Here is an 11,065-nt window from a genome sequence, read left to right as displayed (position 1 = left end):
CGTCTCCACCGTCTCTCCGATGCGTCCGGCCGTCTCTCCGACCCGTCAGCACCGCCTCAGCAGCGCCGGTGAAGGGGGTTCTAAGTATAACCGCATAAGTCCGCAAGCAGAAAATTAGACAAACTTACAAAAAACCGAATTTTCTTAATTTATTGCATAAAAACAATATATTACTAAGAGACGACTATTCCAAACAAAGCGATCGACAGAGTAGCTGGCAGCGAATCTGGAGTATTAGACAGAGTTACCCACAGAGTCGGTACCGAGTCAGGCGGAATCGGCCGCGCGGAACCGAGTCAGCAGGCCGGAAACCGGAATACGCAGCAGGATCAGGCTAACGATCAGAGACAGGTAGACCAGTGGTTCGATCTGAAATCCCTTGGCAAGCATGACATAATGCAGCCCGCCCAGAATCGCGGCGGGAAAGACAAGCCGCTGCAGGATGCGCCAACGGGCCCCCAATTTGCGCAGGGATAGGTTGTTTGACGTTACCGCCAGCGGGATCATCAGGATAAACGCTGCCATGCCGACTGTAATATAAGGACGCTTCAAGATATCCGCCCAGATCTGGCTGGGAAGCTGCACGTCCAACACCAGCCACACCAAAAGATGCAGGCTGACATAGGCAAAGGTCAGCACGCCCAGCGCGCGGCGGAATTTGAGCAGGTTCAGCCCAAAGAACCGCCGCAGCGGAGAAATTGCCAACACGACGATCAACAGTTGAAGCGCCAGTTCGCCGTACCGGTGTTCCAACGCCTCAATCGGATCCACGCCCAAACCGCCGGTCAGCCCCTGGTAAAACAGCCAGGGCGCCGGAAGCGCCCCCAGCAAGTAGACCAGCCACACCGGAATGCGGCGCAATATCTGATTCAGCGTCTGCATGGTCTTAGTAGAATTCCTTCAGATCCATAGCGTCGTAAAGTCCGGCGACCTCTTCTTCATATCCATTGAACATCAGCGTCGGGATACGCTTGGCAAAGAGACCGCCGCCAATCTGACGTTCCGAGGCCTGCGACCAACGCGGATGATCCACGTTGGGGTTCACGTTACTATAGAAGCCATATTCACGCGGGGCAGACATGTTCCAACTGGTGGGCGGTTCAACATCCGAAACGGTGATGCGAACAATCGACTTGATGGACTTGAAGCCATATTTCCACGGCACCACCAGACGCAGAGGCGCGCCATTCTGGTTGGGAATGGGTTTGTCGTAGATGCCAGTCGCCATGATGGTCAGTGGGTGCATCGCCTCGTCCAGGCGCAAACCTTCCCGGTAGGGCCATTCGAGGATTGGAAATTGAACGCCCGGCATCTCATCGGGACGGTATGCTGTTTCAAAGGCCACGTACTTGGCGCCTTCCTGCACACCGGCCATATTCAGCAGATCAGCCAGTTCAAACCCGTTCCACGGGACCACCATCGACCAAGCCTCAACACACCGGAATCTGTAGATGCGCTCTTCGACCATCATCTCGGACATGATGTCTTTGAAATCATAGTCACCCGGTTTGTCGACCAAACCGTCGATTGTGACGCTCCAGGGTTCGGTCACCAGAGTATGCGCATATTTCGCCGGATCGTCCTTGCGGGTCCCGAATTCATAAAAGTTATTGTACGAGGTGATCTCTTCCCAGGTGTTGGGTTCCAGAACTTCCTGCGCCGCCGCCGGTCTGGCCAGTCCCGCCAATCCGACACCCGCAAGGCCAGCCATCACCTGCCGCCGGTTCAAGAACGCCGCCTGTGGCGTGACGTCGGCATGTGTCAGTGTATTGGTCCAGCGATGCGCCATTTAAGTCTCCTTGGTAAGCTAGCCTGAGATTCCAGTTAATCCGCTGATACCACACCGCCAAGGCAACATGCGTCACGATTGGGAGAAGAGACTGTAACGTTTCACGCCAAATCAAATCCAAATTACCTATGACAATCCCCGGGAACCAATTGCGGCAATACCGTTGATACCTGTCACGCCAAGTTGATCGCATCCCGCCCAATTCAGGCGGTACACCCGGGCCTTCAATCTTTACAACTGCTTCGCGCAACTTGCAGTCTTCTTGTCAGGATCGGCCGACTGGCCCAAAGATCCGCTGTCCACCCGATTGTCGGGAAAGACTATAGGGAGAAGACGAATGTGTGACATCTGTGTGATGAACGCGGTCAAAGACCGTATGCTTTCTAGAAGAGGGTTCTTCAAAGCTGCCGCTGCCTCTGGTGTGGCTGTTGCCGCAACTGGCACCAGTGCATCGTTCGCCCTCGCCGCTGGTGAGGGTAAGGTCGAGGATATGACCCATACGATCAGTGCCGATTTCCCAACCTATTTTGGCGAACCGGGGTATGCGTCCGAACAGGTTTTCAATTTTGGCGAACACGGCTTTAACCTGCAGCGCCTGACAGTCAATGAACACACAGGCACACATATCGACGCGCCGCTGCACTTTTCAGCGGATGGTGCTTCGGTGGACGAAATCCCCGTGTCCGATCTTGTGGCACCGCTTTGCGTTGTCGACATTGCCGCCCGCGCAGCCGAGGATGTCGATACGGTGCTGACACCAGATGACCTGAAGGCATGGATGTCAGCCAACGGAGACATTCCGGATGGCGCTTGCGTAGCCCTGTATTCCGGGTGGGCCGCTAAAGCCGACAGCGACGAGTACCGCGGGTTTGACGGTCAGGCACAACATTACCCGGGTTTCCACCCCGAAGCCGCAATGATGCTGATCGAAGAAACCGCGGCGCGCTCCATTGCATCGGACACGCTGTCCCTGGACCACGGCATATCGACCGACTTCGCCACCCATTATGCGTGGCTGCCCACCGGCCGTTTCGGGATTGAGAACATCGCGGGACTGGATCGCGTACCGGCCGCTGGCGCAACGCTGGTGATCGGTGCACCAAAACATGCCGGTGGCACCGGCGGGCCTGCGCGCATTTTTGCGATGGTTTGACAAAGTGGCCCGCTTGCTTGGCGGGCCTTATCTCCAAAAGACTGGCGACTTTGACCGGGTAATCTGAACTCTGCCAATTGGCAGAGTATTCAGGCTATCTTATCATACAAACAACGGAGGCGAGCTTTTCATGTTTTATGTTCCGCAAAGTGCCTTTCCCGAACTAAGCCGCACCGCTCTTGGGGTTTGCGCATTTTGCGCTTTGGTCAACCGCAACCCAACATACCGACGCGTATTCTATGACCCATTTGCCGAGCAGCTATTTCGCAACGGTTCTACCGAGGGACCCGAGGTCCTTGACCAAGCTACCGACTGGGATGCCGTCCTCAAGTTCGCCGATGACCGTTCAGTGGCGCGCCGCCTCGTCGCGTCGGTCCTTTGGCGTAAGACATTCATGCAAAGCCGCGCACTTACTGCAATCAAGAATGGTGCACGTCAGATCGTAGTGCTTGGCGCGGGCCTAGATACGCTGGGTCTGAGGCTGTCCAACAGTCACAGCCACATTCCAGTTTTCGAGGTCGACCGCCCCGAGACCATCGAAGCCAAGCGGTCTTTGGTCAATTCAAATTTTGGCGTTCCACCAAATGTTCGATATACAGCGGTTGATTTCTCGCGTGAGACAACGCTCGATAAGTTGCAGTCGCTCGGTTACGACCATGAACTGGGCACGGTCTTTATTGCTGAGGTTTCGCTGGAATATGTAGCACCGCCCGAAGTTGCAGATGTCTACACAATGGTCCGATCGAATGGTGCAAATGAAACGCGTTTTCTGACGACATACGCTTCGACCGCTGCAGCGTCGCAGGCACAACAAGAAGTCGATAGTATCGGAAATGCGGTGGCCGGGGTCGGTGAACCCTTTCGTTTCAACATCTCTCCCAGTGAGGTCAGCGCCTACGCGTCTGAACAAGGGTTTTCTGTGCTCGAGCACATATTTGGGCGCAGAGGGACTGAAAAATACTTGAGCGAATTGGGGCTGGGTCCAGAGACGATGGATTTCCCTATGGATTCTTTGGACGCCTCATCTTTCTCACTTGTTCAACTGCGACCCGCTTGAACAAGTTGCTTTTGAAGTGACTAAAAAAGAAGGCCCGCCGGTGTGGCGGGCCTTTGTTTGGTTTAATGCACCACGGCATCATCCGGACGGGGCCGCTCTGACGTACCCAGCCGGTCGCCGATAATCAGACCGTCTGAGCCTGCGGTCACAGGGACGGTCTCACCATCCTTGATCTCACCGGCAAGCAGAGCCTCGGCCAGCGGGTTTTGCAAGGCACGCTGGATAACGCGTTTCAGCGGGCGTGCACCGAAGACCGGGTCATAGCCCTCGTCGGCAAGCCATTCCTTGGCGCCGCCGTCCAAGACCAGCTCGATCTTGCGGGCGGCCAGACGTTTCTGCAGACGAGCCATCTGGATATCGACAATACCATCCATATCGGCCCGTTTTAGGCGATCAAAGATGATCGTTTCGTCCAGACGGTTCAGGAACTCAGGCCGGAAATGCGCCCGGACCGCGTCCATCACGTCACGCTTGGCCTGCGCACTGTCGGCACCTTCTGGCAACTGGCTGAGCGCCTGAGACCCAAGGTTCGACGTCAGGATGATCAGCGTCTGCTTGAAGTCCACGGTACGGCCCTGACCATCGGTCAGAACGCCATCATCCAGAACCTGCAACAGCACGTTGAACACATCCGGGTGCGCCTTTTCGACCTCGTCAAACAGCACGACCTGATAGGGCCTGCGCCGCACGGCTTCGGTCAGCACGCCGCCTTCGTCATAGCCGACATAGCCCGGAGGGGCGCCAATCAGACGGGCAACCGCGTGTTTCTCCATGAACTCGGACATATCGATACGCACCATCGCGTTGTCGTCGTCGAACAGGAAGTTCGCCACGGCTTTGGTCAGCTCGGTCTTACCTACACCCGTGGGCCCGAGGAACAGGAACGAGCCCAGCGGGCGGCCTTCGTCGTTCAGGCCCGCACGCGCACGACGTACAGCATTGGCCACAGCAGTGACCGCCGCATCCTGACCGATCACGCGCGAATGCAGATCGTCTTCCATCCGCAGCAGCTTCTCGCGCTCACCTTCCAGCATTTTCGAGGTCGGAATACCGGTCCAGCGTTCGACAACGCTAGCGATCTGTTCCGGACGCACCGTTTCCTCGGCCATCATCTGGCTGCTTTCGGCATTTTCGGCTTCGGTCAGCTTTTTCTCAAGCTCTGGGATGACGCCATAAGACAGCTCACCCGCTTTGGCGAGGTTGCCTTCACGCTTGGCAATCTCGAGATCAGCGCGCGCCTTGTCGAGTTGCTCTTTCAGATCGCGCGCGCCAGCAAGCTTGTCGCGTTCAGCCTGCCACTGGGCGGTCATCTCGGCAGATTTCTCCTGCAGATCGGCCAGATCCTTTTGCAAGGTTTCCAGACGGTCCTTGGAGGCCGCATCATCTTCGAGCTTCAGCGCCTGTTCCTCGATCTGCATCTGCAGAATCTGACGATCCAGTTGATCGAGTTCCTCTGGCTTGCTGTCCACTTCCATCCGCAAGCGAGCCGACGCTTCATCGACTAAGTCGATGGCCTTGTCGGGCAGGAAGCGATCAGTGATGTAGCGATGCGACAGGGTCGCTGCCGACACCAAAGCCGAGTCTGAGATACGCACACCGTGGTGTAGCTCGTACTTTTCCTTGATGCCGCGCAGGATGCTGATCGTGTCCTCGACAGTCGGCTCCTGCACCACAACCGGCTGGAACCGGCGTGCAAGGGCCGCGTCTTTTTCCACGTATTTGCGGTACTCATCCAGCGTGGTCGCGCCGATACAATGCAGCTCACCCCGGGCAAGCGCAGGCTTGATCAAGTTGGCGGCGTCCATCGCGCCATCGGATTTCCCGGCACCGACCAGCGTGTGCATCTCGTCGATGAACAGGATGATTTCACCGGCGGCCTCGGTGACCTCGGTCAGAACGGCCTTGAGGCGTTCTTCGAACTCACCGCGATATTTCGCACCGGCGATCAGCGCACCCATATCGAGCGCAAGCAGCTTTTTATCTTTCAACGACTCCGGCACGTCACCGTTGATGATGCGCAGGGCCATGCCCTCGGCAATCGCGGTTTTACCCACGCCGGGCTCCCCGATCAGAACCGGGTTGTTCTTGGTGCGACGCGACAGAACCTGCATCGAGCGGCGGATTTCTTCATCGCGCCCGATGATCGGATCGATCTTGCCCTCAGCTGCGGCTTCGGTCAGGTCACGCGCATATTTCTTGAGCGCGTCATAGCCTTCTTCCGCCGATGCGGTGTCAGCCGTGCGACCCTTGCGGATGTCATTGATCGCTTCATTCAGCTTTTGCGCAGATACGGCACCTGCTTCCAACGCCTCTTTGGCCTTGGATTTCACCATGCACAGGGCCATCAGAACGCGTTCGACCGGCACAAAGCTGTCGCCTGCCTTGGTGGCAATCTTTTCAGCTTCGGCAAAAACCTTGGCGGTCTGACCATCCATGTAGATCTGGCTCGCATCGCCGCTGACTTTCGGAATCTTAGACAGCGCGGCGTCCAGCGCTTCGACCACGCGGGTCGGCGCGCCGCCGGCGCGTGTGATCAGGTTGCTGGCCAGCCCCTGATCGTCATCCATCAATGCTTTCAAAAGATGTTCGGGCATCAGTCGCTGGTGCCCCTCGCGCAGCGCAATCGTCTGCGCCGCCTGCACGAATCCCCGTGCCCGCTCGGTGAACTTGTTCAAGTCCATAGTATTCTCCTTTTCCTAAGCGCCCTGAATGTGATGCGCCCGCTTGGCGGCACGCGTCGGTCTGGGCCTCACATTCAATCTGGGAAATATCTTTGTTCATTCAAGAGGCTGGCGCGCAATTTCAGACTTATCGTCGAGGTATGGAATAGACGGTGTAGCCTCCGGTCTGCGCAACCTCGCGCGCGGCGTACATGTCCACCAGCGATTGCGCGGCGTCGCTGCCCGTCGGGCAGGAAACAAGGTCTGCTGCATCATCCAGAAAATTGACCGTGAACGACGTCTCACCCGTCAATTGGCAGTCATCGTCGGTCGAACGGTACCCCCCCACCAACCGCAAATTGTCATTGGTCGGAGATTTGATGACAGTATCTGCCGCCTCATTTTCTAGTGGCATATCCTGACATCCCACCAAGATCAGAATAATCCCAACACCAAAAACCTGTTTCATAGTTCCCCCATCGAAAATTCTTGTGGATGGTCGGCACCATATCACAGTTGGCCCAAAGCTGCGTGATCTCGATCACCCGCGCGCCCTGCATGGACACAGCCGCCCGAAACCGCTAGGACGCAGACGTTTGCCAAAAAGGAGCTTGCCCCATGTCCGATGATCGCCTGATCGTAGCCCTAGATGTTCCCAACGCTCTGCAGGGGCTGGCCATGGCCGAACAGCTGGGCGACAGCGTTTCCTTCTACAAGATCGGGCTGGGCATGTTGACCGGTGGCGGGCTGGCATTAGCCAATGAACTGAAACATGAACACGGCAAGCGCATCTTTTTGGACATGAAACTGTTCGATATCGGTAACACCGTCGAAAACGCCGTTCGCGGACTGGCACAATTCGATCTGGATTTCCTGACAGTGCATGGTGATCCGCATGTGGTTCGGGCCGCGAAAGAAGGGGCCGCTGGCAAAGACCTCAAAATTCTAGCCGTTACCATCCTGACCTCGCTGAACCGCGACGACCTGGATGCCAGCCTTCTGAAAAAGGGCGACGTGCAGGATCTGGTGGTCGAACGCGCTGCACGCGCGCTTGAGGCTGGTGCCGACGGCGTGATCGCCAGCCCGCAAGAAGCCGCGCTGATCCGTGCCCTGCCCCAGGCCGAAGGTCGCCTGATCGTGACCCCTGGCGTCCGCCCCGCAGGTGCCGCGCTTGGCGATCAGAAACGCGTTGCAACACCCGCAAATGCCGTCGCAGATGGCGTGGACCACATCGTCGTGGGCCGACCCGTCTATCAGGCCGACGACCCTAAAGCTGCTGCCGAGGCAATCCTAGCCGAATTGTCCTCACCGCAGGCAAAAGCACCGAACAGGGCTTAATTCTCGACGCATTGCAGGCTAAAATTTTTTAGGGCTTGATGCCGGGTGGCCGCGTCCGCGCAGACAATTTCTGTCGGTTTCTTCGGCTCAAGCAGTTGACCCAACGTCACTTTTTGCCAATTCCGCGCCAAATCGTCCCTGTGCCCCAAAACACACATGAAATATGCGAGTTTTCGTTGTGTGATCTGGATCCTATCTAAATCCCGGAATTTGCGCGATTCTGGGGACGTGATACTCCCCGCGGACCATCTCTTCCTGAGGTCCGTCACCTCCCCCCGCCAATCGCGGGGGGTCTTCTTCTGAAAACCTCACATGTCAAAAGACGGCCTACCTTGGGCCAAGTAGTCACGTAGGCGGATCGCGAAATTCGGCACCGCCAACGCATTCTCAAGGTAAATATCCGGCGACATCAAACACCATCCTTGCCCCTCATCGCCAAAACTGATCAGGTTGACGTCGCTGGGTGGCCGGTGTGCTGCGAAGAACCAGTTTTGCCCATACATGCGCGACCAGACAAAATCAGCCTTGGCGAGGTGCAGCCCGACTTCTTCCAGTGTTTCGCGCCTGACGCATTGCAGCGGCGTCTCTGACCCTTCGCGCCCACCGCCGGGAAAGTCGAAATGGCCCGGGAATGGAATGTCCTTCTTGTCGTCCCTTTGAATGACCAAAAGGTCTGGTCCAAGAAACAGTGCGACCTTCGCCCCCGTGAACTGCATGAGCGCTTTCTCTTTGTTGCCCAACCGGATAAATTTTAGCCAGTAACGCCTGATATGACAAAGCGCATAAAACTGAGATGTAAATGTAATGCCCGCTTTATGCCGCGACTGCTTTTCGATTCTGGAACAGGAAGCGCGCTGCCCTTCCTGCGGCAGCCCGCGGATCAAGACGCACCCCGAGCTGTTCGACCTGTCCATCGCGCATATGGATTGCGACGCGTTCTATGCTTCGGTTGAAAAGCGGGACAATCCCGATCTGGCCGACAAACCGGTGATCATCGGCGGCGGCAAACGCGGTGTCGTGTCAACCGCTTGTTATGTGGCGCGTATTCGGGGCGTCCGCTCTGCGATGCCAATGTTCAAAGCCTTGCAACTGTGCCCGGACGCCGTTGTCATCAAGCCTCGCATGTCGGTCTACGCCGAGGTTTCACGCCAGATCAGAGCCATGATGGACGAATTGACTCCCGTGATCGAACCGCTGTCACTGGACGAAGCATTCATGGATCTGTCCGGTACGCAGCGACTGCATGGCGCGCCACCTGCGGCCATGCTGGCAAGGTTGGTTAAGCGGATGAAGGACGAACTGGGTGTTACAGGCTCGATCGGTCTGTCGCACAACAAGTTTCTAGCCAAAGTCGCCTCAGATCTGGACAAGCCGCGTGGGTTTTCAGTTATTGGAGAAGCTGAGACCGCCGAGTTTCTGTATGACAAACCGGTGCGCCTGATCTGGGGTATCGGCCCGGCGGCACAGGAATCGTTGGATCGTGCCGGCATCCGCGCCTTCTCGGATTTATTACGCTGGGATCAGGAGGCACTGACAGCCCGCTTCGGATCTATGGGGTATCGGCTATGGCATCTGGCGCGCGGTCAGGACAAACGGCGCGTGTCTTCGCACGAGCCAATGAAGTCGATCAGCAACGAAACCACGTTTTTCGAGGATACAGCCAGCCTGGACATCCTTGACGGGCATCTGTGGCGCATGTCCGAAAAAGTTGCGGATCGCGCCAAAGCCAAAGGGCTGGCCGGACGGGTCGTAACCCTGAAACTCAAACAAGCAAACCACAAGATCATCACCCGACGTGTCTCGTTGCGGGACGCCACGCAGATCGCGGACCGCATCTACCGCACCGCACGTGGGCTATTCGATCAGGTCGGCGACAAAGGGCCATATCGTCTGTTGGGTTGCGGAATATCCGATCTGTGCCCCGAAGATCAGGCGGACATCTCGGGAGACCTTTTGGATCCCGACGCGTCAAGGCGGTCTCAGGCGGAACGCGCAACGGATGAAATCCGGCGCAGATTCGGAACGGATGCGATTGTCAAAGGCCGGGCTTTGCGCTGAGGTTACTCAGCCGCCAGACGCAACGGATCGCGGCCTATACCCGAGATTTCCCGTATGACCTGCCGCAATACGTCCTGAAACGCAGCGAAATTGCCGTTCGGCGCGATTTTGACCTCATCCATATACAGAGATCGGTCGATCTCAACCTGGATAGCGTGCTGATTGCGCCCGGGCCGCCCGTAGGTCTGTGTCACGTAGGCGCCCGCGAAGGGCGCGTTGCGCGCCACGATCAGACCCGCTGAGGCAAACGCGGATTCGATCCGGTCTACAATCTCGGTCGAAGCTGAAGCGCCAAATCTGTCACCCAACACGATCTGCGGGCGCTGGGACGTGGTCGTACTGGCCATCGAAACCGCTTCATGCGGCATCGAATGGCAATCAATCAAAATGGCCTGACCAAAAGCGGTGTGCGATTCGGCCAGCAGCGACTTGAGACGCGCATGATAAGGACGCCAGCAGGTGTCGATGCGCAAACGCGCCTCATCCATCGTTAGCTTCCCGCGATAGATTGCGCGCCCATTGGCGACGACCCTGGGAATCACGCCCAGCCCCGAAACGACACGCGGGTTATGGCCGTGGCGGCGCGCGCCCTGGATCAAAGCCGGGTCCAGCTCCTCAGCACTGCGGTTAAGATCCAGGTAGGCTCTTGGTTTTGTTGCGGATATTAGAGGCGCACCATGGTCAGTCGCTGCGGAAAACAACTGATCCACGAATGCATCTTCCGAAGATCGAATCACATTTTGGCTCAGAACCGTCCGGTTCAGCATCGCTTCAGGGTAGTTCCGGCCACTGTGAGGAGAAGAAAATACAACGCAAGACGTGCGCTTGACGGGCATATCCAATACGTAAGCAGCGTTCTTCATGGTGACTCCTTGTTCGCATTGAACATAGACCGGAAAATAGTTCTACCAAACCCCTTGAACCCCTTTGCGACTCCTTTTATAGACCCCGCTACCGGCGCGGGGTTCCGCGCCCCATTTCGTTATGGGGCAGGGCAACGCAAAGGTTAA

General features: G+C 57.1%; 10 protein-coding genes. 4 read left to right on the top strand and 6 right to left on the bottom strand.

The genetic code is table 11. The features are described from left to right. Positions 1-267 precede the first annotated feature (267 nt). A complete protein-coding gene (msrQ, locus tag AC2FJC_RS21010) occupies positions 268-882 on the bottom strand; it encodes a protein-methionine-sulfoxide reductase heme-binding subunit MsrQ (protein WP_282121295.1) in 615 nt (204 codons plus the stop codon). Positions 883-886: 4 nt separating this feature from the next. Continuing rightward, complete coding sequence (gene msrP, locus AC2FJC_RS21005; protein ID WP_496741358.1) at positions 887-1,789, bottom strand: protein-methionine-sulfoxide reductase catalytic subunit MsrP; 903 nt, start codon at positions 1,787-1,789, stop codon at positions 887-889. A gap of 337 nt (positions 1,790-2,126) precedes the next feature. Between msrP and AC2FJC_RS21000 the strand changes: the two genes are divergently transcribed. Then, positions 2,127-2,942, top strand: a complete 816-nt coding sequence (locus AC2FJC_RS21000) for a cyclase family protein (RefSeq protein ID WP_496741356.1) — start codon at positions 2,127-2,129, stop codon at positions 2,940-2,942. Between the two features lie 130 nt (positions 2,943-3,072). Next, positions 3,073-3,999, top strand: a complete 927-nt coding sequence (locus AC2FJC_RS20995) for a class I SAM-dependent methyltransferase (protein WP_496741354.1) — start codon at positions 3,073-3,075, stop codon at positions 3,997-3,999. Positions 4,000-4,061: 62 nt separating this feature from the next. Here AC2FJC_RS20995 and clpB read toward each other — a convergent pair whose 3' ends face one another. Beyond that, positions 4,062-6,680 (bottom strand): ATP-dependent chaperone ClpB, encoded by a 2,619-nt coding sequence (gene clpB, locus AC2FJC_RS20990; RefSeq protein WP_109310799.1) that lies wholly within the window; start codon positions 6,678-6,680, stop codon positions 4,062-4,064. Positions 6,681-6,807: 127 nt separating this feature from the next. Continuing rightward, complete coding sequence (locus tag AC2FJC_RS20985; protein WP_496724192.1) at positions 6,808-7,128, bottom strand: hypothetical protein; 321 nt, start codon at positions 7,126-7,128, stop codon at positions 6,808-6,810. A gap of 149 nt (positions 7,129-7,277) precedes the next feature. Between AC2FJC_RS20985 and pyrF the strand changes: the two genes are divergently transcribed. Next, on the top strand, positions 7,278-7,997 hold the full coding sequence (gene pyrF / locus AC2FJC_RS20980; RefSeq protein ID WP_496741352.1) for an orotidine-5'-phosphate decarboxylase: 720 nt from the start codon (positions 7,278-7,280) through the stop codon (positions 7,995-7,997). Positions 7,998-8,305: 308 nt separating this feature from the next. On the opposite strand, the gene AC2FJC_RS20975 is transcribed toward pyrF, so the two are convergent. Continuing rightward, positions 8,306-8,713, bottom strand: coding sequence for an NUDIX domain-containing protein (locus tag AC2FJC_RS20975; RefSeq protein WP_496741350.1), 408 nt, complete (start codon positions 8,711-8,713; stop codon positions 8,306-8,308). Between the two features lie 88 nt (positions 8,714-8,801). Here AC2FJC_RS20975 and AC2FJC_RS20970 point away from each other — a divergent pair, with 88 nt between their 5' ends. Further along, on the top strand, positions 8,802-10,055 hold the full coding sequence (locus tag AC2FJC_RS20970; RefSeq protein ID WP_282152744.1) for a DNA polymerase IV: 1,254 nt from the start codon (positions 8,802-8,804) through the stop codon (positions 10,053-10,055). 2 nt (positions 10,056-10,057) lie between these two features. On the opposite strand, the gene AC2FJC_RS20965 is transcribed toward AC2FJC_RS20970, so the two are convergent. After that, on the bottom strand, positions 10,058-10,918 hold the full coding sequence (locus AC2FJC_RS20965) for an N-formylglutamate amidohydrolase (protein WP_496741347.1): 861 nt from the start codon (positions 10,916-10,918) through the stop codon (positions 10,058-10,060). Positions 10,919-11,065: the final 147 nt, after the last annotated feature.

The organism is Ruegeria sp. CDSB117 (genome assembly GCF_059611005.1).
This window is presented reverse-complemented; position numbering and strand designations above follow the sequence as displayed.